Consider the following 23,912-nt stretch of genomic DNA (forward strand, 5'->3'; position numbering starts at 1 on the left):
TCTCCTATGCTGCTGTACTGGTGGGCACGAAGGCACCACTGATAATCTGCTCGGCATACAACTCTGCGGTACGCAGACCTGCGGCTGTCATGATGTCGAGGTTGCCGGCGTACTTGGGCAAAAAATCTCCCAACCCTTCTACTTCCATGTAAATGGAGACGCGCTTGTCATCAAATACCGGACCATTCTTAAGTTTATATCCAGGCACGTACTTCTGGACCTCAGCGATCATGGCATGAACAGACTCGGTAATCGCGTCCTGATCCGGCTCGTCGACGGTCAGGCAATGAATGGTATCGCGCATGATCAGCGGTGGCTCTGCCGGATTGATCACAATAATAGCTTTGCCTTCAGCCGCACCGCCAACAGACGAAATGCCGCTGGCTGTGGTGCGGGTGAACTCATCGATATTCTTGCGCGTACCAGGACCCGCTGAACGTGAACTCACCGTTGCTACAATTTCGCCATAGGAAACAGCCTGTACTCGAGATACAGCAGCCACCATGGGAATAGTTGCCTGACCACCGCAGGTCACCATATTCACGTTCATGGCTTGCGCGGCTACCGCTTCCTCAAGATTAACCGAGGGTACACAGAACGGGCCTATCGCAGCAGGCGTGAGGTCTATCATCACCGCGCCCTGCTCATTAACCTTGCGACTATTCTCGGCGTGCACATAGGCCGAAGTGGCATCAAAGCAAATCTGCACGCCGTCCTCACGCATAGTGGGCAACATACCATCAACACCGTCCGCGGTAGTTTTCAGACCCAGTTCCTGAGCTCGCGCCAGTCCAGGCGAGTCCGCTATTACGCCCACCATCCACACCGGCTCAATCCACTCGCTGCGCATCGCTTTCACCAGCAAGTCGGTGCCGATGTTGCCCGGGCCAATAATGGCCGCTTTTATTTTCTGACCCATAATTCAGGTTTCCACTTTTTCGGAGCCGGATACGCCCCGCTCATTTAAACCATTCTGCTTACCAGCGCCTAATACCCTGCGGCGCCTTTAACAGTCTGACTCTCTATACAAAATTACAACTACAGCCGCCAATACCGGCAATCTCCAGCGACATCCGGTCGCCCGCTACCACCGGTATCAGCGGTGCCAGTGAACCCGACAAAATCACCTCACCCGCGAGAAAGGGAATGTCGAATTGGCCCAGCGTATTAGCTAACCAGGCCACTGCTGTAAGCGGGTTACCCTGCACGGCTGAACCCAGACCTTCACTGTGAAATTCGCCATTGCGACTAATCGTCATATGTAACGCTGGCAGGTCGACATCTCTGGGGTCTACTTCTGTGCTGCCCAGCACATAGACACCACAGGAAGCGTTATCGGCAACCGTGTCCTCAATTTTAATATTCCAGTCACGTATCCGTGAGTCGACTATCTCAAAGCACGGCATGATGGTTTCAGTAGCATCCAGAACATCTTGCTCAGTGATACCGGGACCTACCAGATCATGTTTGAGGCGAAATGCGATCTCGCCTTCGGCGCGCGGTTGAATCATGCAATCGGCAATCGAAATGTCGGCACCATCGGCAAAGACCATGGCGTCGGTCAGAAAACCAAAGTCTGGCTGAAATACGCCAAGCATTTCCTGCACCGGCGCGCTTGTCACACCAATCTTCTTGCCTGTGACGACCTCGCCATCGGCCAGTCGGCGTTGCAGCATGCGCAACGAAATATGGTAGGCATCATCGATAGTAATATCGGGCTCGCGCTCGGTCAGCGGCGCCAGCGTGTACTGTCCTCGCAAAGCCTCATACAGCTCGTCGCCAAGGGTCTCAATGTGATTGGCCTTCATAATACTGCCGTTCCAGAGTTCGGGGTCGCAATTATAAATCAAAGCCGCAGTGGGGTAATACCCATAACGCCGGCCATCGTCTTGCAGTGGCTAATAGTCTGTTAACCCAAACCAGCGCCGCCCAGTGTGCCAGGCAGCGCATTCTGAAACTGCTAGAGTCCGAAGTCTGCGTTAGGCTGACCGAACAGCACGCCGCCCATATTCATGGCGAACGGAGTCGAGTTATTAGCAACGTGGGCCTGACTGGCGAGAATATCCAGATGTCGCGACAGCAACTCGCTGCCCTGACGAATGCCACTGGAGCCAGCCGCTTTCAACATCTTTGACGACATTGCCAGACAGCGGTCCGCCACCATGGCAGAGTCGTAACGATAACGAATGCGATCTTCCACCGCTATTGGCTCACCCGCACGGGTGCAATCCATCATGGCATCAAAGTTACGGTACATAACCAGCTTCATCTGCTCGATCTCTGCTTTGACCTCGGCGGCCAGTAATTTAGCCATGGGGTCATCGCGCATTGGCACCGGTCCCGCCTGACGTGTCTTGGCCACCTCGACAAAATTATCCAGCGAGCCGTGCAGCGCACCCAGACTGGCGGTGCAGACCGCGCGCACAAACACCTGCATAAACGGCATGCGATAGAGTGGCGCTGAATTGATCTCATTGCCGGGGTTATCGCAATTGAAGCCATCAATCACTTTATGAGTACGATGCTCAGGTACAAACGCATCTTCAACGATCACGTCATGACTACCCGTACCCTGCAAACCAACCACATCCCAGTTGTCGGCTATTTCATAGTCGGCAATAGGCACCAGGAAGGTTCGGTAATTCGACATGTCGAAAGGCGCGTCTTCAGTGGGCACTACCGCGCCCAGGAACACCCATTTGCAATGCTCGCTGCCACTACTAAAGCTCCAGCGGCCACTCAGCTTAAACCCACCATCGACCGGGACAACTTTGCCAACTGGTGCATAAGACGAAGATATCAAAACCTCCGGGTCTTCAGCCCAAACGTCCTGAGCTGCCTGATCATCAAACAAAGCCAGCTGCCAATTATGCACTGCGACTACGCCCAGCACCCAGGCGCTGGACATGCAGGCTTTGGCGACTTCCAGACCAACCGCATAGAACACCTGTGGATCCATGGCGTAACCGCCAAATTGCTCGGACTGCAAGATCTTGAAAAATCCCGCCGCTTTAAAATCAGCGACGGTTTCATCCGGCACCCGACGTAAACTCTTGCACTCGGCAGCGCGCTCCCGCAACACTGGCTGCATATCTCGAGCTGCTTGTAACAAATGCTCTGCGCGGGGGCTCCCCATACTGTATTGATTCATACTGATGACCTTTTCATGGACTGACAAACTTTATAACGCGCTGCCTTCTGTGGGCAGACCCTTATTACACCGCCGAATCACTATTCTCGGCATCACCTGTTTGAGGTATTTTTCATAATTTATATTTATCAATTACTTATAGCTATTAATTAATGTAGTTTGGAGAAATAATTCAATGCAGCGGTGGCACATTCAACATCCTGCTCGGCAGTACTGGCGCCCCCGACACCGATAGCGCCAATCACCTGCCCCTGAGCCAAGATGGGTAAGCCACCCCCCAGCAGCGACATATCGGGTAGCTGAGCAAAGGCCAGCATTGCCGGTGGGTCGGCCACCAATGCGGTAGCCAGCTCCGCACTGCCAAGTCCCACCAACGCGGTACGGGCTTTACGCACTGCGCCGGCCTCGGAAATTAATAGTGCCCCATCCATTTGGGCAAACGCGCGCAAGCGGCCATTACTATCTACAACAGCAACGCTGATGGCCCAGCCCTGTTCACTGGCAAATTCCAATGCAGCAGTGACCGCCACCATGGCGGCCTGATGTGAGATCACTGACTGTGTGGCTTCAAGCTTCATTCGACAATGGCCTCGCCGAAGCTGGTTGTCTCACCAAAAAAGGCACGATGACTCGGCGGCTGTTTACCGTTGATATCTACCACACCGTATTCTTCACCCAGTTCTGCACCAATAAATACCCGACCGCTTTTTTCCAGCAGCTGCGGGTCACGCGCCAATTGATCGATCACTAAACCTGAAAATTCTGGGTTCTCTGCTGTCGCCGCGAGGTCAGCGTACATATCAGGCTCCGCTTCAAATACGGCGCGAGTGCGCTCGGTCAACAACAAGCCCATCCACAATGAAATGACCGCCACATTGTGGGGCCTGAAATCTACCGCCATATCGTGCGCCATCTTGTCCGCTGCCGCCTTACCCGCGCCATAAGCAGGCCCGTGCATATAGATTCTGCCACCAAAAGAAGAGGTATTAACTACCAGGCCAGAACCGCTGGCAAGCAGCAACGGAGCCGCGAAATAGCTGGCGGTATAATGCGAGCGCATACCGACATCGAATATCTCTGTCAGCGACAACGGCTTTTCCCAAAATGGTCCGCTGGCGGTCAGCCCATCAGGCACACAGGTGGCGTTATTCACCAGTATATCGAGCCGGCCCTGTTCACTGCGTACCTGCTCAAACAACGCCTCGACCTGGGCATCGTCGGCATGATCGCATATAACCGCAATACCCTTACCTCCGGCGGCGGTGACCGCTTCTGCGGTTGCGTAGACGGTTCCCGGTAACGGCGCATCACCCTCATTACGGGTGCGGCCGGTCACGTAGACTGTAGCGCCGGTACCCCCAAGAGCCACCGCTATGCCGCGACCTGCGCCACGACTGGCACCCGTTACAACAACAACCCGATCACTGACAAGTCCCATTACTGCCTCCAACTGCATTACGATTTGGTTTAGTATTAAGGCCCATCCTAGAGGAATCCCTATGGGCGAGTCCACGCTTGGCGCTCCACCCGTAGCAGTCTTCGGTTTATGGTATACCCACATGACCGGGTCGGCGACGATATGCCTGCACCCGTGAAACTACTGGTAGTGTCTCAACATGCAGAAGCTTTCCGCCAGCTTCTGCATAACGCTGCATTGCCCAATCTGGAAGTTCGCGCAGCGCCCGACCCTGCTCAGGCCCTGCCGCATTGCGACGCCGCGCAGGTTTTGTTTGGCGCCCCCGACATGCTGGTCCCGCTGCTGGATCATTGTCCACATTTGCAGTGGGTGCAGTCCAGCTGGGCTGGTATCCGACCCTTAATAGACGCTCCACGGCGCGACTATCGCCTCACCGGCGTCCGGGATATCTTTGGCAGGACCATGGCTGAGTACGTACTGGCCTGGATACTTGCGTTTCGCCGCGATGTGCTGTCGCGCGCCAACGCAAGACACTGGGATGACAGCCCCAACGGCAGCGTCCAGGGACAAATCATCGGCATTGCCGGTACCGGCTCCATCGGCGCCGAAGTGGCTCGCTTCTGCCAAAGTTTTGGCATGCAAACACGCGGGCTGAATACTGCGGGCACTCCTACAGAAAACTTCGATCGCTGCTATGACAGCAGCTCGATAACGACATTCGCCACCCATCTGGACTACCTTGTTGCCTTGTTACCAGACACGCCTGACACGGATGGCATTATTAATCACAGCGTGCTTGATGCGCTCAACCCGGGGGCAGTGCTAATCAATGCCGGCCGCGGTAACAGCATTCATTATCCAGACATGTTCCGGGCCTTACAGCGAGGTCAGCTTGGCCGAGCTGTACTCGATGTATTTCCGGAAGAGCCGCTGCCTCAATCAGATCCATTGTGGCAAATGGAAAATGTGACAATCACCAGCCATACGGCAGCGCCCACCAGCACGACAGCTATCGTCGACATTTTTTGCCAGAACTACAGCCGTTTTCAAGCGGGTGACGTGCTACTGAATGAGATCGATTTTAACCAGGGGTACTAACAGGTCTGTAATAAACCTGTGCACCTTGGTCAACTTTGCTACAGAGAATGGCGCCCCTCAGAATCAGGGCGCCTGCATTACTGTCAGCTGAACATATCCATATTGGGCTGACCGAAGAGCACTGCGCCGACATTCTTGGAGCCACTGTCGGGCTGATTGGCTGCGTGCTGGCGGAAGGCCAACATATCTTGAAAAATTTCGTTAACGCGATTGCCCTGATAAATAGCGCTCCCCCCAGAATTAGCCAGAAGCTGCTGCACGGCCTTAACGCAATCATCAACCGAACGCGCGGCGTCATAACGAAATTCAGCGCGCTCCAGGTCTGAGTAAGCTTCGCCGCGGGTCGCCTTATCCAGTAAGGTATCGTAGGCGTTCGCCATTTTCAGTCGGCAGGTACTAATCACCGACCTTGCCTCAGCTCCCGCCGACTGACTGGCAGGAAACTCCTTCGCCTGCATGCCCACGCTATTAAGCCGGTTGGCGTTGTACTCGCAGTATGCGTCCAGCGCTCCCTGCGTGGCACCCACAGCAGGCATTGAGACCGCCCGCACAAAAACCTGTCCAAACGGCAATTTGTAAATCGGATTGGTATTAAGCTGCTGCCCCGGGCTTACGCAGCGGAAGCCCTCGTCAAAGCCATGCACCCGATAGCTGGGGACAAAAGCGTCCTTGACCACCAACTGCTTGCTACCTGACCCCTGCAAGCCGGTAGTGAACCAGTCGTCCACTATTTCGTAATCCGAGCGGGGTATCAGAAAGGAAGAAATACCTGGCGCATCGCCTTCGTTGGCCGGCGGAATCATGCCACCCACAAAAATCCACTCACTGTGATCGCTGCCGCTGGAAAATTGCCACTGGCCGGAGAATCGATAGCCACCCTCCTCGGGAACAACCTTGCCCTTGGGGGCATAAGAAGAAGCAATCAGCGCATTGTCATCGCGACCCCAGACATCTTGCTGAGCGCGGTCGTCGAGCAGACCAAGCTGCCAGTTATGCACACCCAGTACGCTCAGCACCCAGCCACTGGAAGGGCAAGCGCGGGCTATCTCAAACACCACCTCGTAAAAGTGGCGCGGGTTCATCTCAAATCCGCCGTAACGTACTGGTTGCATCATCTTGAAAAAACCAGCCGCTTTGAAATCGGCAATGGTCTGATCAGGCACCCGTCTTAACTCACGTGCTTCGGGCCGGCGCTCGAGCAGGGTAGCGTGCATAGCGCGGGCCCGTTCTAAAAACTCCGAAGGCGTCACTATAACTTGTGATACAGCGGCTTCTGCTTGCATGGTATTCACCTCAATTCAAAACACTGAAGACAATGTACGCCATTTTTTAGCTTCTGGCTGGCATTCGGGTTCAAGCAAATAGACCAGTTTAAGCCACCGTAAGCCACGTCGCGCCTATGCGCTCCCGGTGTGAGACCCGTTACCTTACTTCTACGATACGTAAAACGTTGGTGCGGCCAGGGCTACCCAGCGGTAAACCAGCGCTCACCGTCAGAAAATCGCCGGGGCTGGCGAGGCCCAGCTCGACGGAAATCTCGCGCGCCTGAACCACCAGATGATTAAATGCGGTGTCTTCATTATAGCTGTCTACCAGCACGCAATTCGTGCCCCAGACGATACTCAGCCGCCGCGCTATTGCCGGCGCCGCCGTCAGACTCAATAGCACGCTGTGCGGACGCTCCCGCGCGGCACGCAAGCTGGTAAAGCCCGACGAGGTATAAGTCACTGTGACGCTGGAACCAATCACTCGTGACACCTCGCGCAGGGCGGCACAAATGGCATCGGCAGTCGTTGCCTCATGCTGCGGCGCCGCCGACTCCAATAATGTCAGGTAATGCGGATCCTTTTCTACTTCACTGATAATTCTGGACATCATCGCAACCGCAGCTACCGGGTAGTTACCCGCCGCCGTTTCTGCAGACAGCATCACTGCATCGGCACCCTCATAAACCGCATTGGCCACATCACTGGCTTCAGCCCGGGTGGGCACGGGTGCTGCTACCATCGAGTCCATCATGTGCGTGGCTACCACCACCGGAATTCCGCATTCACGGCAGCGTTGCACCAATCGTTTCTGTACGCCCGGCACTTGTTCCGGCGGCAGCTCAACTCCAAGATCTCCGCGCGCCACCATAATGCCGTCGACCAGTTCAAGAATGGCATCAATATGGGTGAGCGCCGAGGGCTTTTCAATTTTGGCCATGATCGCCATCTTGTCGCCCAGCAATTCGCGTAACTCAATCACGTCCTGCGGTCGTTGCACAAACGAGAGCGCAACCCAGTCTGCCTCAATATGCTCCATAACGAATGCCAGGTCGGCACGGTCTTTTTCCGTCATAGAGGGAATAGGCAGCTCCACATCTGGCACGTTAATGCCCTTGCGACTGGAAAGCTCCTGCCCGGCAACGACCTCAGCGGTAATGCTCTTGCCGTCACCTGATATTACTCGCAGCCGCACTCTGCCATCGTCAATCAGTAAGGTACTACCAGCGGTGAGTACCTCGAGAATCTCGGGGTGCGGTAGTGGAATCAAATCACTGCTGGAATCAGGCTCGGGCAAGCCCAGCCGCAGAACATCACCGGGAGCGATAGCGAGCTTGCCGGTTGCTAACTCTCCCAGGCGCAGTTTAGGCCCCTGTAAATCTACCAACACTCCCAACGGACGCCCGCTCTGCTCTTCTACATTGCGAATCAATTCGTAGCGGCGTAAATGTTCCGCATGCGTGCCATGACTGAAATTCATTCGAAACACATTCACACCGGCATTAACCAACTGCTGCAGTACCTTGGCCTCATCGCTGGCAGGGCCCACGGTGGCTACTATCTTGACCTTACGTCTGGAAGTCATGCTTCAGCTCCACTGCTGTCGATATAAATAGCTCGAAAATCGTTAACATTAGTATCGGTAGGTCCAGTAACAATCAGGTCACCCAGTGCATCGAAAAACAGCCAGGATTGATTGGCGGCCAGTAGCCCGGTGGCATCGAGCCCACGCTCACGCGCGCGTTGCAAGGTGGTTTCATCAATCAGGCTGCCCGCATTATTTTCGCTGCCGTCGATCCCATCAGTGTCCGCCGCCAGCGCCACAATACCAGGCGCCCCACCCAAAGCCAGCGCCAACCCCAGAGCAAATTCGCTATTCGGTCCGCCTTTGCCCTGACTGCGACCTACGCTGCCAAGAGTCACGGTAGTTTCACCGCCGGACAGCAATATACATGGAGCCGCCAGCGGTTGTCCGCGGTGACGCACTTGTTGCGCAATACCCGCCAACACTTTACCAACTTCACGGGACTCTCCCTCCACGGCATCAGACAAAATCATCACCGCCATTCCCTGTGCGCGCAGATGGTCCGCTGCAGCCTCCAGCGATAGCTGCGGCGCGGCGACCACATGTACTTCGTTGCCTACAAAAGCAGGATGCCCCGGCTTCGGCGTCTCGGCCTGATCGCTATCCAGGTAACGCAAGGCGCTGGGTGGTAATTTGAGTTCAAAACGTTCAATGACCGCCAGAGCATCCGCTACAGTTGCGGGGTCGGGCAGTGTCGGCCCTGAAGCGATGAGCTGTGCATCGTCACCAGGCACGTCAGAAATCAACAGTGTTACAACCCTCGCCGGCGCACAGGCCAAAGCCAGCCGCCCTCCCTTGATCGCCGATAGATGTTTTCTGACAACGTTAATCTCGTTAATGCTGGCACCACTGCTCAGCAGTTGGCGGTTGATCTCCTGCTTCTCGGCCAGACTTATATCGCCGCCGGGAAGTGACAACAGCGCCGAACCACCCCCGGATATAAGACATATAACCAGATCCTCATGGCTAAGGTCCGCGCATAATCCAAGTGCCTCTGTTGCCGCTGCTACACTATTTTCATCAGGCACCGGATGCGCAGCCTCGCGCACAGTTATACGTCCACAATCCGCCGCCTGCCCGTGGCGGGTGACCACCATGCCTGACAATGGGGCATCCCAGTTTTTGTCGATAAACGCAGCCATGGCCGCGGCGGCTTTACCGGCTCCCAACACCAGTGTGCGTCCGTGCGGCGCATCAGGCAGGTACTCTGTCATGACTTCTGCCGGTTGCGCAGCCGCGACGGCCACCCCGAACAGTTCGCGAAGTAAAGCTCTGATATGCGCTATTTTTTCTGAATCCATAAGTACCTTCCTACACTCATTAGAAGCCTCGTCGCCGCATCCTTGCCGGCTCAATGTTGTCGCTCTCTAGGCAAGATGCCATACTCCGTCGCTGTCGACAAACCCACTGGCTGTGAGAGTTCAACTTTGGATCCCCGTAAAACCTATATCAGCGCACAGCAGCTGCTGGACGATTCCTTCGCGCTGGGATTGCAGATACTTGAAAGTGGCTTCTACCCCGATTTTATCGTCGGCATTTGGCGCGGCGGAGCACCGGTGGGCATTGCTGTGCAAGAGCTATTGGAATATTTTGACGTGTCCAGTGATCACATAGCGATACGCACTTCACTTTATACCGGCATTAATGAGACTGCCTCACAGGTGCAGGTACACGGTTTAGGGTATTTGATCGAGCGCGCTGGAGCAGGCTCCAAAGTGCTACTGGTTGATGATGTATTCGACAGTGGTCGCAGCATTGAGCAAGTAGTGCACGACATCGATCAGGCGCACTCCGGCAGTGGCCCCGAGTTACGGGTCGCAACGCCATACTATAAACCTGGCAACAATCGCACCCAACGCAAGCCCGACTACTACTTGCACGAGACCTCAGACTGGCTGGTATTCCCCCATGAGCTCTGCGGTCTCAAGGCAACAGAACTGCTCAAAGACAAGCCTGGTATCGACAGTATTCGAAGCGCACTACAGGCACGCACTCAATCAGTCTGAGTGCAGCTGCGGAGCGACCTGCTCTGCAAATAAGCGCAAGCTCTGCCAACCCAACTCGGGCGGAGCACCCCCCACTAACGGCGCCAGATGCAAAGAACCACCCGCGCGCAGCTTCGCCAGCGCTTCAGCAGGCGTCAATACCGCGTACTTACCCTCCGCACGGAGTGTCTCAAGATCGGCGGCAAATGATTCTGCATAAGCGCGCCGGGTAGCGTGGCGCCAGCTACCGTAAGCCAGTGCGTCATATAGCATGTAACGGCCAATTTGCTGCCAGCCCAACTCGACATCTTCAGCCAGAAAGGTTGTAGTTGGATAGCCCGGCAATATCACCAGACCACCGCTAAAGTCCTGTTCAGTACATGCTTCACGATAGATTTTTACCAACTCCGCATCATCAATAGCAGGAAAGAACGGCAGTCGCAGACGCGCGGCACGGCGCGCAGCCGGCGCCGAGTTACCACCGATGGCCAACAGTGGGTGTGGCAGACTATAGGGTCTCGGCAATACCTGTACGCTGGTACCGCGGTAATCGAAAGGCATGCCAGTCCAAGCTTGCTGCATCACTTTGATGTTCTCTTCCAGCAGCTGTCCGCGCCGTTTCCAGTCGCGCCCCAGCGCCAGATACTCCTGCTCCCGATAACCAATACCGGTAATGACCGTCAAACGTCCCCGACTCAGTAAGTCCAACACCGCTATGTCTTCGGCGAGACGCAAGGGATCGTGCAGCGGCACCAGCAACGCTCCGATACTTAATAGAGCGTGGCGGGTGCGTGCGGCAATAGCGCTGGCCAGATTAAGCGGCGAAGGCAGAAAACCGTCAGTTGTATTGTGATGCTCTGAAAGGCCAATAACGTCTATGCCGCGAGTGTCACCCCACTCAGACATATCGAGCACTGCCTGATAAAGATCGGCAGCGCTGCTATCCCCGTTTGCAGGACAGCGCATATCAAAACGCATAACGACTTGGCTCACCAGTAACCCCTTTTAAGCTGAAGCATTCACCAGACTCGCATGATCTCCAGCCACCGCAGTCTGGTCAAGCACTCTACTCACGCGCTCTGGTTCTGACGTTACATCAGCCAAAGCTAACGACCTGCGATGCTTTTCCGCTATGCTGCCCCCATGCCCTATTTTCTCTTGCTGCCACTACTTTTGCTGCTAGCCATAGCCTCTCCACTGCTGGCCGAGCCGCGCCAGCTGCACAACAATAAGGCACCGGGGTGGATGGCCAGCGTCGGTAAACTGACAGTACCTGGGCAAAAATGGGAAGACGGCGAGCGCCACCATTACCAGGAAAATTGTAGCGGCACCTTAATCAGCAAAAAGAAGATTCATGACCCATCAGACACCCGGCACAGCGCGCGCTATGTCATCAGCGCGTGGCACTGCCTGGAATATTACAATGATTTATCCAAGGCTATCAGCTTCAGCCTGCCCAATAGTGAGATAGAGCACAACGCGGCACTGGTGATAAGCGGTGGCAGCATGAACGCCGACTGGGTATTACTGCGTCTGGACCAGCCCATTGCCATAGACGCCCCGATAGTGATTTGGACCGAGCCCGCCAGCATCGGTAAAACGACTCTTACCAGTGCCGGCTACTCCCGCGACCTGATGGCCGCCGACAATGGCAGACTACTGAGCTACCACCCGGACTGCTCGGTTACCGCGATCGCCAGCGCAGTGATTACTACCAATTGCCGCGCCGCCAAAGGTGCCTCTGGTGGCCCGCTGGTAGCGGTAGTTGAGGGTGAGGTCCGACTCCTGGGAGTGCTCTCTGCCGGCGACGGCGAAGCAGTCAGTTTGTATGTTCCCAGTGATCAGTTTGCGCGGCGCGTCGCTCCGTATCTGCGCCGCTGACGCAGACGCTAAAAGAAACTAACTGCTGTTACCGGTCTTTAGCTGGCGCTCAGGTGGCGCCGAGCCAATATGCGTTTCGCTGCGCTCCGCGGCGAGGTCCACCTGTTTTTGACGTTCGGCAAAACGCGTCTTCTGATCATCACTAAGTTCAGCGAAACAGTGCGGACAACAGACGCCCCGCTGATACAACTCTGACATCTTATCCTGCTGCGTAATCGGACGGCGACAACCATGACACTGGTCGTATTCGCCCTTCTCCAGCTGATGATTGACTGACACCCGGTTATCAAAAACAAAGCACTCCCCTTCCCACAGACTCTCCGCCTGCGGCACCTCCTCCAAGTATTTCAGGATACCGCCTTGCAGGTGATAAACCTCCTGAAAACCTTCTTCAAGCATAAATGCTGAGGCCTTCTCGCAGCGAATACCCCCTGTGCAAAACATCGCTACCTTCTTTTGCTTGCCCGGTTCTATATTGTTGCGCACGTATTCAGGGAATTCCCGAAAGCTGGTTGTATGCGGATCAACTGCACCCCGAAAAGTGCCAATTCCGACCTCGTAGTCATTACGCGTATCGATCACCAACACGTCGGGATCGCTGATAATATGGTTCCAGTCGTCAGGTTGCACATAAGTACCGACCCGCTTATTAGGATCGACACCGGGCACTCCCAGAGTGACGATCTCGCGCTTCAGTTTTACCTTCATGCGGTAAAAAGGCAGGTGATCGTCAAACGATTCTTTGTGCCCAATATCGGTAAAACGGACATCTCGCTTCAGGTAGGCAAGAACAATGTCTATAGCAGCGCGCGAACCGGCAATGGTGCCATTGATGCCTTCATTGGCCAGCAACAAAGTTCCCTTCACGCCGGCATCAAGACAAACATCCAGCAGGGGCTCACGCAATTGCTCGTAGTCATCCAGCGTCACAAACTTGTATAACGCGGCTACTACTATAGTGCTCACTGCCCCGCCTCTCCCTTGCTCCCGCCCAGGCACTGCGGTGAGTCAGGACTGGCGGCATTGCGTTGCTGCCACTCCTCCGGGGTATACGTGTGTAGCGCAAGCGCGTGCACTGGGCCGGCCAACTGCTCCGCCAAAAGTTGGTACACGGCCTGATGTCTAGCCACCTGTCGCTTACCGGCGAACGCCTCAGTCACCACTACCAATTTGAAGTGGGTCTCGGAATTTGCCGGCACACTGTGCTGATCGCTCTCGTTAACGACCTCCAGCCAAAGCGGGGCTAGTTCATCGGCAAGCTTTGTTTCAATGGTTTGTTGAATAATCATAGGCCGCATTATAGCGCAATCCGCCACCAAATCGCCCACCACAATGATGTTAGTTGCTGAGGGCTAAAGACCAGTGCCAGCAAGACTCGAGCGGTAATCACCTGGGGTTTGACCGGTCCACTTCTTGAAAGATCGATGAAAAGCGCTAGGGTCGGTGAATCCCATTTTTGCCGCTACCTGATTAATGGATAAAGCCCGATTATCCAGCAGCGCCAGCGCCGCTTCACATCGGCACTGGTCCTTCAACTGCTGAAAAGTGGTGCCCTCACGCTTGAGTCTGCGCCGTAATGTAGGTGCGGACATATTCAAAGCCGCACACAGCGTTTCAAAGCTGGGAAAACCCTGACTAAAATCGTAACCAATCATAGCCCGCAGTTGGGCGACCAGACTATTACTGTGCTGGTCATTGGTCATCACCATCAATTGGTAGGGCGCAGTGCGCAAAAATTCATGCAGCGACTGTTCGGTGTGAACTAACGGGTAGCGCAGGCACTCGCTGTCGAAGTACATTAAATTACTGGCCTGATTGTAGTAAATCGGACAGCCAAACAAATCTTCATATTTAGCCGGATTACGCGGCGGATCACCGGCAAAGTCAACGCGCTGCAAATCGATAGGCCGGCCGCTGAGCCAACCGAAAAACCGATGCCATACTGACAGGCCGTAGGCATCCGCCGCCCCTACCTGTCGCATCGCGCTACCGGGCATGTCGCGGTAGCCGACCCGGGCGTGACGGTCGGTGAAGTTAGCGTAGAGCTCTGCGCCACCACCAAAGAACGTGCGGTAAAAATCAGAGGCTCGGGAAATGGCTTTACCCAAATTCTCAGAATGAATAATGCAATAGCACATCATTCTGAAGGCCCCCGGAGATACCACCTTGTGCGGATGCATGCCAAAGGTCTCATCCTGCAGCAGACGCAGCGCCTTCTGATAAAGCTGCGAATACTGCATCGCGGTTATCTCTGCCTGCCAGCCTGCGGCACTCTCATCCAAAGGGTCGAAATCCAACCCCGCCGCGGTCAGCGCGGAGCCGAAATCGAACCCGCGTGCGGCAGCCATGCGGATCAGCGATGCGGCAAATTGGGTTGGAACCATAGCTGTTGGCATAAAGAGAGTCGCTGGACGTGACAGGCTGCAAAGGAGGCACCTCCTACAAGCATTGACGCGCGCGCCAGATAGCAGAGGGCCCTATTGCTGAAAAGCTTACCAGCTTTGGGTTCCAGGTCACAGTTCAAGCGTTTTTGGCCGTTGTTGACCCCAAAGTACGCGCCTATACTGACCTTATGGATGAACGCTATGACATCTATTATTCGGCCGGCATCCTCGATGACTTCGAGGAGGAAGCTGTACGCGCCAATCTGGCAAGGCTTTTTAAGGCGGGCGACGCCGCGCTCGACAAACTGTTCTCTGGCAATCCACAACCGGTTAAACGGGGTGTGGATAAGGCCGCTGCGCTCAAATATAAAACTGCGATGAATCGTGCCGGTGCCATTGCTATTATCAGAAAGAACACGCCTGCGCCAACGACGCAAACAGCGCCGGTAGCAACAACTGTTGCTGCACCCGTTTCGAATACTGCTGCCAGTGCCGAGCCTATGAGCATGGCTGACCGCGTGGCGGCATTGACTAAAGCCGGCGGCACTACCGCGGCAACCATGACTCTCGCCCCCACCGGTTCGGAAATTCTTAATCCTGAAGAGCGGATATCTGAGCAGGCACCAGACCTGGACTTGAGTCGACTCAGCATTGCCCAAGCACCCGACTTTGATGCGGAAAAAAGGCAAGCCAAGGCGGCCAAAAAGGAGTCAGAGTCAGATCCGGAGCCGAAGCCGCTCCCTGAACCGGTGCTTGAATCGGCGCCTGACACCAGTCACATAAGCATGGGTGAAGTAGGTGAAAACATTCCGCTGCTCGCTGAAGCTGCGGCTGCGCTTAGCCCCGATATCAGCCATCTTAGTGTTGGCGAGGTAGGCGAAACGATTCCCACCCTTGTTAGCGACGTCACTTCGTTGAGACCAGACACCAGTGCCATTGAGCTGGCCCCAGAGGGCAGCGATGTACTTGAAAATCAGTATCGCAAGGTAGAGTCTGGCAAGGCACCAAATACCGACCATCTTCAATTAGAGAAAGCAGCGGCGGATTAAAGCGCTCCGCTCAATACTCTCCGCCCAGACTAACTTCAACCCGCAAACCAGGACCGTTGTCTTTTAGCTGAATGCGGCCATGATGCATAGTGACTACGGCTCTGACCAAACTCAGCCCCAAGCCGCTACCGGGGTGCTCGCCACGACTTGATTCGAGTCGAAAAAATCGTCTGAACACGTTCTCACGGTCCGCGCTGGGAATTCCAGGCCCACTATCTGCGACGGTCAATAATACACCGCCAGGGCGCAGGGCTTTGACACTGATCAGGATAGTGCCTCCTGCGGGGGTATATTTAACCGCGTTATCAATCAAATTGACCATCATCTGAAACAGCAAATCACGATCACCATCAAGTTCAACGGCAACAATTTCCTGAGTTAGCTGCAACTCCTTATCCTGCGCCAGCGGCTCATAGAGATCAACGACATCAGCTACCAACGCTCCCACGTCAAAATGTGCAAAACTGGTAATACGGTTGCCTGCCTCCAATTGCGCGATGCGCAACAGCGCGTTGAAAGTTGCCAATATCTCGTCACACTCCTCCACCAGCAATTGCACACGCGGCATGTCATCACTGTCCGCTTCCTGCTGCAAGAGACTCAGATGATTGCGCATTCTAGTCAGTGGAGTGCGCAGATCGTGAGCTATGTTGTCGGAAACTGTTCGCACGCCATGCATTAATGACTGCGTCTGATCCAGCATCGAATTAAAGTTGACGATCAGCTGCCTGACATTGCCCTCCGAGTCACCCAGCGGAATCCTCTGCCCCAGATCACCCTTGACGATATTACTGATGCCAGCGTTGATATCCTCGATTCGTTGTAGCGTAAAACGAGCCGAAAAGTAGCCGCCCACAAGGCCCAGAATCAGGGTCGCAATCATGGTTCTCAAGAGGGTCGAGACAACCAACTGATTGGACTCGAGAATGTCGTTATAGCGCAATGCCGCCATGACATGGTAGCCATTACTCAGAAGCTCTGAACGTGCCACTAACTCTAGCGTCGGGACTCCACCAACCAGACCTGCAGCCTGACGCCCTATAGACAACCAGCCATCACCAAATTCGCGATACTCCGGCCATGCCTTAAGCGTGCCGGTCACTTTGGTATAATCGGCATCGGCCAACAGGTAGAAAAAGCTGCTTTGCTGGCGCTGCTGATCCTGAATATACTCCTCTATACCGGCAACGCCCTGCCCCTCATAGACTATAGTGAGCGTCTCTAACTCCTCCACAATAGACTCTTGCAGGTCCTCAAAATAATTATAGGCAAATACGCCGTAGAGAACGGCCATGCTGATGAACACTGCAATACTGAGCCCAACCACATAAGTAAACATGTAGCGAAAGGCAATACTGGTAAGAACCTGAAAGATTTTCACCGCAGTTACTCCGCCGGTACCCCGAGGATGTAGCCAGACCCGCGCACGGTGGTCAGCAGCGCCGGTTCAAAATCGCGGTCTATTTTCTGGCGCAGGCGGCTAATATGCACATCAATTACATTGGTCTGAGGGTCAAAGTGATAACCCCACACATCTTCAAGTAACATATCGCGTGTGACCAGTTGCCCACCATTGCGCATCAGACATTCCAGCAGCTTGTATTCCCTTGGCTGTAAACTTAGTTTTTGACCAGCCCGCGCGACCTGCTGGGTCAGCAAGTCCATAGTCAAATCGGCAACGACCAGGGTGGTCTGCGTACTGGCGTTCTGCAAATTGCGCCGCAGCAGCGCCTCTGTACGCGCTTTGAGCTCGGCAAAGGAAAACGGCTTTACCAAATAGTCATCGGCGCCGCATTGCAGCCCTTTCACCCTGTCATCCACCTCCCCCAGCGCGCTTAGCACCAGAGCGGGGGTATGGTCACCTTGCTCACGCAAGCGACTGATCAGGCTCAAACCGTCGAGGTGCGGCAACATGCGATCAACCAGCAACATTTCATACTGAGCAGCCACCGCCCGCTGATAACCGATTTCACCGTCGGCGACGCATTCTGTAGCATAGCCGGCGTCGCGCAGGCCATCCGCAATATACTGGGCTACCGCAGCATCGTCTTCAATAATGAGTATGGTCATAGCGGGCAATGTACCACGGACTGATGGTAGAATCTCACATCGAAAATTGCCGACTTTACCTATGCCTGATCACGTTTCTCCGCCGCTATGGCGCCGCCTGGGCGCACTGATTTACGATACCTGTCTGGTGCTTCCACTAGTCATGCTCAGTGTCGCCATAGCTATGGGTGTATACCTTGCAGTAACAGGACGCGCCGATGCCAGCATGGAGCAGCAAATGCTGCCCGCGACGCTGGTACGCATACTCTCACTGGCGACCGTAGCCGTATTCTACTGCGTTTTCTGGTTAAAAAAGGGCCAGACACTCGGCATGCAAGCCTGGCGTATCCGCTTGCGCAGCACCGATGGCACCAGCGTGACTGCCCGTCAGGCCTTGCTGCGTTGCCTGGGAGCTTGTGTGTCGCTGGCGGTCGGCGGCCTGGGATACTGGTGGTGTCTGTTCGATCGCCGCGGGCGCTACTGGCACGACTACTGGTCGGGCACAGAGTTGGAATTACTACCCAAAACCTGAAACTCGCGTTAGAGGGTGGTTAACGCGTAAACTTCACTGCAATCAAAAAATGACTGGCTTAAGGACTTAACATGGAAATCACGGCTCGCAAAATCGCCAATATACCGGCTCACAAAACCAGCTGCGCCATCGTAACGATAGCCAAGAGCAGGAAGCTGTCTGAGGCTGCCAAAGCCATTGATAGCGCCCAGTCAGGCTTAATCAGTGCTGCGCTCAAGCACGGTGAGATAAGCGGCAACGCCGGCGAAACACTGATGCTGCACGGCGCTGCCGACGCTGCCTCCGCTCGGATATTGTTGGTCGGCGTAGGCAGTTCTGCCAAATTTGATGCAGCTACCGCGCGCAAAACATCCACCGCCATAGTCAAGGCACTGCGCGCGGGAAAGTGTAAAGAAGCCTGCTTACACGGTACAGGGTTAGGCAGCAGCGACTACTCACTGGGGCAATTTTGCGAACTGCTCAGTCGCGACCTCAGCCTCGCCAGCTACGTCTACAGCGAGACCGTCAGTAAACCCCGCCCGGCACTGCCTTTGCGCAAGCTTGTCGTTAACGGCGGCGACGAGCTGACTGTTCGTGAGGCCAACAAATTCCTTAACCGCGGCCAGTATGTGGGTGATGGCATGAACATCGCACGCCGACTCGGCGATCTGCCTGGTAATATCTGCACTCCCACTTTCCTCGCCAGCGAAGCCCGCCAGCTCGCCAAGAGCAGTGCCAAGCTGAGTACGCGCATACTTGAGGAAAAAGACATGCTGAAGTTGGGCATGGGCGCTCTACTCTCAGTCAGCGCTGGCAGCGACCAACCCGCCAAGCTGATCCAGATGCAATATAAGGGAGCAGCCAGCACCCAAAAGCCTTACGTTTTGGTTGGCAAGGGCATTACGTTTGACAGCGGCGGCATTAGTCTAAAGCCTGGTGCCAAGATGGACGAAATGAAATACGACATGTGCGGCGCTGCCAGCGTGTTTGGCACGCTGACAGCCATCATAGCGATGGAGCTGCCGATCAATGTGGTAGCCCTGGTTGCCGCCTCAGAGAACTTACCCAATGGCCGCGCGACCAAACCCGGCGACGTGGTCACCAGCATGTCCGGGCAAACCATTGAAATACTCAATACGGATGCCGAAGGGCGTTTAGTGCTGTGTGACACACTCACCTATGCCGAGCGCTTCAAGCCAGCTGCCGTCGTCGACATCGCCACTCTGACCGGTGCCTGTATCGTCGCTCTTGGCTCCCAGGCTAGCGCCATGTATAGCAATAACGACAAGCTTGCCGAACAACTCAACAGTGCGGGCGAGATCAGCTATGACCGCGTCTGGCGCATGCCACTGTGGGAAGAATACCAGCGTCAGATAAACACCCCTTTTGCTGACATTGCCAATGTCGGTGGCCCTGCAGCCGGCAGCATTACTGCAGCATGTTTCCTCGCCAGATTCACCGAAAAATACCATTGGGCGCACCTGGACATAGCGGGCAGTGCCTGGAACAGCGCGCCCAAGGGCGCCACCGGCCGTCCGGTGGCGATGCTAACTCGTTACCTGATGGACCGCGCCGGAATCAAATAGGGTGACAGAGGTAGATTTTTACATACTCAGCGAGGATAGCAGCGACGCGCGCCAGTCTTTTGCCTGTCGCCTTACCGACAAAGCGTTCAAGCAGGGACGTCGGGTCTATATCCACACAGCAGACGAAGCTAGCGCCAAGCATCTGGATCAGCTGCTGTGGGACTTCCGCCCCCAGAGTTTTCTACCTCATTGCCTTGCCAGTAGCACTGCCGATGAACCGATTGTAATAGGCTGTAGCGACAGCCCAGGCAATCACAGTGATGTACTGATAAACCTGGCCCTGCAGGTGCCCGATTTCGTTGGCCGCTTTGAACGGGTTACCGAAGTGGTTACCCAGGCACCCGAGATCCGCGAACCGCTGCGCCAGTCGGCCCGCTACTACAAAGATCGCGGCTACCCGGTGAAGTTCAATAAACTGTAGCAGACACGTATAATCACGACCTTTTTCAGGAAACCATACAACGATCATGGATAAGACATACCAACCCGCCAACATCGAAACCCGGTGGTACCAGGAATGGGAGAGCAAAGGCTACTTCGCACCAAGCGGCAGCGGCGAGCCCTATTCCATTATGATTCCTCCCCCCAATGTAACCGGCAGCCTGCATATGGGGCACGGGTTTCAGGAGGCGATCATGGACGCTCTGATTCGCTATCACCGCATGCAAGGTTGCAATACGCTGTGGCAGGTGGGAACCGACCACGCCGGCATTGCCACGCAGATGGTCGTCGAGCGTCAACTAGAGGCCGCCGGCACTAACCGCCATGAGTTAGGGCGGGAAAAGTTTATTGAGAAAGTGTGGGACTGGAAGCAGGAATCAGGTGGCACTATTACTCAGCAACTGCGACGGCTGGGCTCTTCGCTAGACTGGTCACGCGAGCGCTTCACCATGGATCCGGGACTTTCTGCCGCAGTGCAGGAAGTCTTTATCAAACTGCATCAAGAGGGCTTGATCTACCGGGGCCAGCGCCTGGTGAACTGGGACCCGGCATTGCATACCGCCATCTCAGACCTCGAAGTGGTATCCGAAGAGGAAAAAGGCCACCTCTGGAACTTTAGATACCCACTCAGCGACGGCAGCGGACATCTGGTCGTCGCCACAACACGCCCCGAAACCATGCTGGGTGATACCGCCGTGGCGGTGCACCCCGAAGATGAGCGCTATGCACAACTGATCGGAAAGTCTATCGACCTACCGCTGACCGGACGCACGATTCCTATTATCGCAGACGACTACGTCGACCGCGATTTCGGCACCGGCTGCCTCAAAATCACCCCGGCTCACGATTTCAACGACTATGAGGTCGGCAAGCGCCACAGTCTGGAGATGATCAACATCTTCACTGACGATGCCGCTCTCAATGATGAGGTGCCCGAGGCCTATAGAGGTATGGACCGGTTTGTCGCCCGCAAACAGATTATTGCGGACCTGGAATCGGCGGGCCTGCTTGAGGGTGTTAAGGACCATACGCTGAAAGTACCGCGCGGAGACCGCTCCAATGTAGTCATCGAGCCCTATCTCACCCAGCAATGGTATGTAGACGCCAAAAAGTTGGCCCAGCCCGCCATCGACGCCGTTGAGAATGGCTCCATACAGTTTGTACCAAAGCAGTGGGAAAACACCTATTTTGCCTGGATGCGGGATATCCAGGATTGGTGCATCTCGCGGCAATTGTGGTGGGGACATCGCATACCCGCCTGGTACGACAACGAGGGCAACATCTACGTTGGTAACGATGAGACCAGTGTTCGCCAAGAAAATAACCTGGGACCGGAAGTCGCACTGCGTCAAGACGAAGATGTGCTGGATACCTGGTTTTCCAGCGCCCTTTGGACTTTTTCAACGCTGGGTTGGCCAGAGCAAACGCCAGACCTGAAAACCTTTCACCCCAGTTCGGTGCTGGTTACAGGCTTTGATATCATTTTCTTCTGGGTCGCCCGCATGATCATGATGACCCTGCACTTTCGCAAGGAAGTCCCTTTCCATACGGTTTATGTCCATGGATTGGTACGCGATAGCCATGGTCAAAAAATGTCAAAATCAAAAGGCAACGTACTGGACCCGATTGACCTGATCGATGGCATCGAACTAGATACTTTGTTAGAAAAACGCACCGCCGGCATGATGCAGCCAAAGTTGGCCAAGAAGATCGACAAGCAGACGCGCGAAGAATTCCCCGAGGGTATTGACGCTTACGGTACCGACGCCCTGCGCTTTACCTATTACTCGCTCGCCAGCACCGGCCGTGATATCAAATTTGATATTGGTCGCATTGAAGGTTTCAGAAATTTCTGCAACAAATTATGGAATGCTGCGCGCTACGCATTGATGAATTGTGAAAACGAGGAATGCGGAACAACCGAGGCTGAGTTCACGCTGGGCCTTGCGGACCGCTGGATCATCAGCCGCCTGCAGGAGACTGAACAGGAAGTAAAGCGCGCTATTTCGAACTATCGCTTTGATCTTGCCTCACAGGCCATCTATGAGTTCACCTGGAACGAGTATTGCGACTGGTATTTGGAACTGTCAAAACCCGTACTCTGGGACGACGACGCGGCGGCAGCGGCCAAGGTCGGAACCCGCCGCACCCTGATCAGAGTGCTGGAAGCGATCCTGCGCATGACCCATCCACTGATGCCATTTATCACCGAAGAAATTTGGCAAAAAGTAGCACCTCTGGCCGGTAAATCTGGGGCCACCATCATGCTCCAACCCTATCCGGAAGCCGACGAGACAAGCATAGACGCCCTGGCAAACGCCGATATAGAATGGCTGAAAGGCGTCATTGTTGGAATCCGCAACATTCGCGGCGAGATGAACATAGCGCCTGGTAAAGAGCTCAGCGTTTTACTACGCAATGGCGACAATAATGATCAGCGAAGGCTTGACGACAATGCGCAATACCTGAAAAAACTCGCCAAGCTTTCTGAAATCCGATTTTTAGACGCTAACGAATCAGCTCCCGCAGCTTCCGCGGCGCTGGTCGGCAAGCTTGAAATTTTGGTACCACTGGCAGGCGTTATCGACAAGGATGCCGAACTCGCCCGCTTAACCAAAGAAATGCAAAAGCTGGATAAGGACCTTGAGCGCCTTCGCGGCAAGCTGAGTAATAGTGCGTTTATTGATAAGGCGCCTGAGGCTGTAGTCGATAAAGAACGTGCCAAACTTGATTCTCAGGAACAGGCACTGGCGAAGCTGAAACAGCAACATGAGGAATTGGCGGAAATATAGACCCTACACAATCAGGCAACGGCTTCTATAAGAAAAACTCACGGTCGCATCATGCATGAGACCGGATGATATAAAAAAAGTCAGAGGGTAAGAAGATGAGTGAGCGCGTAACGGGCACAGTGAAATGGTTTAACAATGCCAAGGGGTTCGGTTTTATTACCCGTGGCGAAGATGATAGTGAAGACGTCTTCGTGCACTTTCGCTCCATCCAGGGTGAGGGCTATCGCACACTGAATGAAGGTCAGGAGGTGGAGTTTGCTGTCGTCGAAGGCCCCAAAGGATTACAGGCCGAAGACGTTTCCAAAGTCTGATTGCCAAGGCTATCGGGGAATCTTCTTGGCTTCTGTGGCTGACTCCGGCCTGGCAACTACCGCCAACAGGTGAATACCATCGCTACCACCCATTGCAGTGTCGAGAATGGCCTGCCGTAGTGGTATAGTGTCCGCCATTTTATAGACGAGTCCCATTATGAATCTTCCAGCTCAACTAGTTCTGGCTGTGGCCCTGGGTGTCGCAGCAACTGCTGCAACTATTGCTACCAAGGCCTCCACACCGCTGATGCTTGCGCTAATCATTATCAGCGCCACTGTTTTGACAGCCCTGCTTGGCAACCTGGGCCGCAAGCAGCCTGGGAACAATGCCGCCAAACCATCCAAAAATTTATCCAAGCAACCAGCCGCCAAGCGCAAGCAGCCCCAACAACAGGCGTCAACCAGCG

Annotated in this window: 24 protein-coding genes; 9 read left to right on the forward strand and 15 right to left on the reverse strand. The window is 54.8% G+C overall.

Annotated elements, in window-relative coordinates:
* Positions 1–4: 4 nt before the first annotated feature.
* The 5 genes from EYC98_RS13650 to EYC98_RS13670 form a co-directional block, all read right to left on the reverse strand.
* Positions 5–919 carry an acetaldehyde dehydrogenase (acetylating) gene (locus EYC98_RS13650; RefSeq protein WP_279245893.1) on the reverse strand — a complete coding sequence of 305 codons (915 nt, stop codon included), beginning with the start codon at positions 917–919 and terminating at the stop codon, positions 5–7.
* Positions 920–1,022: 103 nt separating this feature from the next.
* Positions 1,023–1,808 (reverse strand): fumarylacetoacetate hydrolase family protein, encoded by a 786-nt coding sequence (locus EYC98_RS13655; protein ID WP_279245894.1) that lies wholly within the window; start codon positions 1,806–1,808, stop codon positions 1,023–1,025.
* A gap of 152 nt (positions 1,809–1,960) precedes the next feature.
* Positions 1,961–3,151 carry a flavin-dependent monooxygenase gene (locus EYC98_RS13660; protein ID WP_279245895.1) on the reverse strand — a complete coding sequence of 397 codons (1,191 nt, stop codon included), beginning with the start codon at positions 3,149–3,151 and terminating at the stop codon, positions 1,961–1,963.
* Between the two features lie 149 nt (positions 3,152–3,300).
* Complete coding sequence (locus tag EYC98_RS13665) at positions 3,301–3,729, reverse strand: GlcG/HbpS family heme-binding protein (protein ID WP_279245896.1); 429 nt, start codon at positions 3,727–3,729, stop codon at positions 3,301–3,303.
* Complete coding sequence (locus EYC98_RS13670) at positions 3,726–4,589, reverse strand: SDR family NAD(P)-dependent oxidoreductase (protein ID WP_279245897.1); 864 nt, start codon at positions 4,587–4,589, stop codon at positions 3,726–3,728. The genes EYC98_RS13665 and EYC98_RS13670 overlap by 4 nt, the downstream gene beginning before the upstream one ends.
* 108 nt (positions 4,590–4,697) lie before the next feature.
* Between EYC98_RS13670 and EYC98_RS13675 the strand changes: the two genes are divergently transcribed.
* Positions 4,698–5,666 carry a D-2-hydroxyacid dehydrogenase gene (locus EYC98_RS13675; protein WP_279245898.1) on the forward strand — a complete coding sequence of 323 codons (969 nt, stop codon included), beginning with the start codon at positions 4,698–4,700 and terminating at the stop codon, positions 5,664–5,666.
* An 83-nt stretch (positions 5,667–5,749) separates the two neighbouring features.
* On the opposite strand, the gene EYC98_RS13680 is transcribed toward EYC98_RS13675, so the two are convergent.
* The 3 genes from EYC98_RS13680 to EYC98_RS13690 all read right to left on the reverse strand — a co-directional run bounded on the left by EYC98_RS13680 (position 5,750) and on the right by EYC98_RS13690 (position 9,817).
* Positions 5,750–6,949, reverse strand: a complete 1,200-nt coding sequence (locus EYC98_RS13680; protein ID WP_279245899.1) for an acyl-CoA dehydrogenase family protein — start codon at positions 6,947–6,949, stop codon at positions 5,750–5,752.
* A gap of 139 nt (positions 6,950–7,088) precedes the next feature.
* Entirely contained in the window at positions 7,089–8,516 is a 1,428-nt protein-coding gene (gene pyk, locus EYC98_RS13685) for a pyruvate kinase (RefSeq protein ID WP_279245900.1), read from the reverse strand.
* Positions 8,513–9,817 (reverse strand): glycerate kinase type-2 family protein, encoded by a 1,305-nt coding sequence (locus EYC98_RS13690; protein ID WP_279245901.1) that lies wholly within the window; start codon positions 9,815–9,817, stop codon positions 8,513–8,515. Before EYC98_RS13690 ends, pyk begins: the two co-directional genes overlap by 4 nt.
* Positions 9,818–9,943: 126 nt before the next feature.
* Here EYC98_RS13690 and EYC98_RS13695 point away from each other — a divergent pair, with 126 nt between their 5' ends.
* The gene (locus EYC98_RS13695; protein ID WP_279245902.1) at positions 9,944–10,522 is read left to right on the forward strand and encodes a phosphoribosyltransferase; all 579 of its coding nucleotides are present in this window, start codon (positions 9,944–9,946) and stop codon (positions 10,520–10,522) included.
* Here the strand turns inward: EYC98_RS13695 and EYC98_RS13700 are convergent.
* Entirely contained in the window at positions 10,514–11,494 is a 981-nt protein-coding gene (locus tag EYC98_RS13700; protein WP_279245903.1) for an LLM class flavin-dependent oxidoreductase, read from the reverse strand. The two genes, EYC98_RS13695 and EYC98_RS13700, sit on opposite strands and share 9 nt — an antisense overlap.
* A 150-nt stretch (positions 11,495–11,644) precedes the next feature.
* Here EYC98_RS13700 and EYC98_RS13705 point away from each other — a divergent pair, with 150 nt between their 5' ends.
* A complete protein-coding gene (locus EYC98_RS13705; protein ID WP_279245904.1) occupies positions 11,645–12,382 on the forward strand; it encodes a trypsin-like serine peptidase in 738 nt (245 codons plus the stop codon).
* Positions 12,383–12,400: 18 nt separating this feature from the next.
* Here EYC98_RS13705 and trhO read toward each other — a convergent pair whose 3' ends face one another.
* The 3 genes from trhO to EYC98_RS13720 form a co-directional block, all read right to left on the reverse strand.
* On the reverse strand, positions 12,401–13,348 hold the full coding sequence (gene trhO, locus EYC98_RS13710) for an oxygen-dependent tRNA uridine(34) hydroxylase TrhO (protein WP_279245905.1): 948 nt from the start codon (positions 13,346–13,348) through the stop codon (positions 12,401–12,403).
* Positions 13,345–13,671 (reverse strand): BolA family protein, encoded by a 327-nt coding sequence (locus tag EYC98_RS13715; protein WP_279245906.1) that lies wholly within the window; start codon positions 13,669–13,671, stop codon positions 13,345–13,347. The genes trhO and EYC98_RS13715 overlap by 4 nt, the downstream gene beginning before the upstream one ends.
* A 63-nt stretch (positions 13,672–13,734) precedes the next feature.
* On the reverse strand, positions 13,735–14,778 hold the full coding sequence (locus EYC98_RS13720) for an AraC family transcriptional regulator (protein ID WP_279245907.1): 1,044 nt from the start codon (positions 14,776–14,778) through the stop codon (positions 13,735–13,737).
* A gap of 134 nt (positions 14,779–14,912) precedes the next feature.
* Here EYC98_RS13720 and EYC98_RS13725 point away from each other — a divergent pair, with 134 nt between their 5' ends.
* A complete protein-coding gene (locus EYC98_RS13725; RefSeq protein WP_279245908.1) occupies positions 14,913–15,815 on the forward strand; it encodes a hypothetical protein in 903 nt (300 codons plus the stop codon).
* Between the two features lie 10 nt (positions 15,816–15,825).
* On the opposite strand, the gene EYC98_RS13730 is transcribed toward EYC98_RS13725, so the two are convergent.
* Both EYC98_RS13730 and EYC98_RS13735 read right to left on the reverse strand, forming a co-directional pair.
* Positions 15,826–17,196, reverse strand: a complete 1,371-nt coding sequence (locus EYC98_RS13730; RefSeq protein ID WP_279245909.1) for a sensor histidine kinase — start codon at positions 17,194–17,196, stop codon at positions 15,826–15,828.
* Positions 17,197–17,201: 5 nt separating this feature from the next.
* On the reverse strand, positions 17,202–17,885 hold the full coding sequence (locus EYC98_RS13735; protein ID WP_279245910.1) for a response regulator transcription factor: 684 nt from the start codon (positions 17,883–17,885) through the stop codon (positions 17,202–17,204).
* 61 nt (positions 17,886–17,946) lie between these two features.
* Between EYC98_RS13735 and EYC98_RS13740 the strand changes: the two genes are divergently transcribed.
* The 5 genes from EYC98_RS13740 to EYC98_RS13760 all read left to right on the forward strand — a co-directional run bounded on the left by EYC98_RS13740 (position 17,947) and on the right by EYC98_RS13760 (position 23,505).
* Complete coding sequence (locus tag EYC98_RS13740) at positions 17,947–18,396, forward strand: RDD family protein (protein WP_279245911.1); 450 nt, start codon at positions 17,947–17,949, stop codon at positions 18,394–18,396.
* A 71-nt stretch (positions 18,397–18,467) separates the two neighbouring features.
* A complete protein-coding gene (locus EYC98_RS13745) occupies positions 18,468–19,961 on the forward strand; it encodes a leucyl aminopeptidase (RefSeq protein ID WP_279245912.1) in 1,494 nt (497 codons plus the stop codon).
* Between the two features lies 1 nt (position 19,962).
* The gene (locus EYC98_RS13750) at positions 19,963–20,382 is read left to right on the forward strand and encodes a DNA polymerase III subunit chi (RefSeq protein ID WP_279245913.1); all 420 of its coding nucleotides are present in this window, start codon (positions 19,963–19,965) and stop codon (positions 20,380–20,382) included.
* 46 nt (positions 20,383–20,428) lie between these two features.
* Positions 20,429–23,194, forward strand: coding sequence for a valine--tRNA ligase (locus EYC98_RS13755; RefSeq protein WP_279245914.1), 2,766 nt, complete (start codon positions 20,429–20,431; stop codon positions 23,192–23,194).
* 95 nt (positions 23,195–23,289) lie between these two features.
* Positions 23,290–23,505, forward strand: coding sequence for a cold-shock protein (locus EYC98_RS13760; protein ID WP_279245915.1), 216 nt, complete (start codon positions 23,290–23,292; stop codon positions 23,503–23,505).
* Between the two features lie 9 nt (positions 23,506–23,514).
* On the opposite strand, the gene EYC98_RS13765 is transcribed toward EYC98_RS13760, so the two are convergent.
* A complete protein-coding gene (locus tag EYC98_RS13765; protein WP_279245916.1) occupies positions 23,515–23,661 on the reverse strand; it encodes a hypothetical protein in 147 nt (48 codons plus the stop codon).
* Positions 23,662–23,912 lie beyond the last annotated feature (251 nt).

Source organism: Candidatus Litorirhabdus singularis (assembly GCF_026262625.1).
Taxonomy (GTDB): Bacteria; Pseudomonadota; Gammaproteobacteria; order Pseudomonadales; family Halieaceae; genus Litorirhabdus; species Litorirhabdus singularis.

Coding starts and splice junctions, on each gene's coding strand:
- EYC98_RS13650 (WP_279245893.1), bottom strand. CDS start 919: ATGGGTCAGAAAATAAAAGCGGCCATTATTGGCCCGGGCAACATCGGC.
- EYC98_RS13655 (WP_279245894.1), bottom strand. CDS start 1,808: ATGAAGGCCAATCACATTGAGACCCTTGGCGACGAGCTGTATGAGGCT.
- EYC98_RS13660 (WP_279245895.1), bottom strand. CDS start 3,151: ATGAATCAATACAGTATGGGGAGCCCCCGCGCAGAGCATTTGTTACAA.
- EYC98_RS13665 (WP_279245896.1), bottom strand. CDS start 3,729: ATGAAGCTTGAAGCCACACAGTCAGTGATCTCACATCAGGCCGCCATG.
- EYC98_RS13670 (WP_279245897.1), bottom strand. CDS start 4,589: ATGGGACTTGTCAGTGATCGGGTTGTTGTTGTAACGGGTGCCAGTCGT.
- EYC98_RS13675 (WP_279245898.1), top strand. CDS start 4,698: ATGGTATACCCACATGACCGGGTCGGCGACGATATGCCTGCACCCGTG.
- EYC98_RS13680 (WP_279245899.1), bottom strand. CDS start 6,949: ATGCAAGCAGAAGCCGCTGTATCACAAGTTATAGTGACGCCTTCGGAG.
- pyk (WP_279245900.1), bottom strand. CDS start 8,516: ATGACTTCCAGACGTAAGGTCAAGATAGTAGCCACCGTGGGCCCTGCC.
- EYC98_RS13690 (WP_279245901.1), bottom strand. CDS start 9,817: ATGGATTCAGAAAAAATAGCGCATATCAGAGCTTTACTTCGCGAACTG.
- EYC98_RS13705 (WP_279245904.1), top strand. CDS start 11,645: ATGCCCTATTTTCTCTTGCTGCCACTACTTTTGCTGCTAGCCATAGCC.
- EYC98_RS13715 (WP_279245906.1), bottom strand. CDS start 13,671: ATGATTATTCAACAAACCATTGAAACAAAGCTTGCCGATGAACTAGCC.
- EYC98_RS13720 (WP_279245907.1), bottom strand. CDS start 14,778: ATGCCAACAGCTATGGTTCCAACCCAATTTGCCGCATCGCTGATCCGC.
- EYC98_RS13735 (WP_279245910.1), bottom strand. CDS start 17,885: ATGACCATACTCATTATTGAAGACGATGCTGCGGTAGCCCAGTATATT.
- EYC98_RS13740 (WP_279245911.1), top strand. CDS start 17,947: ATGCCTGATCACGTTTCTCCGCCGCTATGGCGCCGCCTGGGCGCACTG.
- EYC98_RS13745 (WP_279245912.1), top strand. CDS start 18,468: ATGGAAATCACGGCTCGCAAAATCGCCAATATACCGGCTCACAAAACC.
- EYC98_RS13755 (WP_279245914.1), top strand. CDS start 20,429: ATGGATAAGACATACCAACCCGCCAACATCGAAACCCGGTGGTACCAG.
- EYC98_RS13760 (WP_279245915.1), top strand. CDS start 23,290: ATGAGTGAGCGCGTAACGGGCACAGTGAAATGGTTTAACAATGCCAAG.
- EYC98_RS13765 (WP_279245916.1), bottom strand. CDS start 23,661: ATGGGACTCGTCTATAAAATGGCGGACACTATACCACTACGGCAGGCC.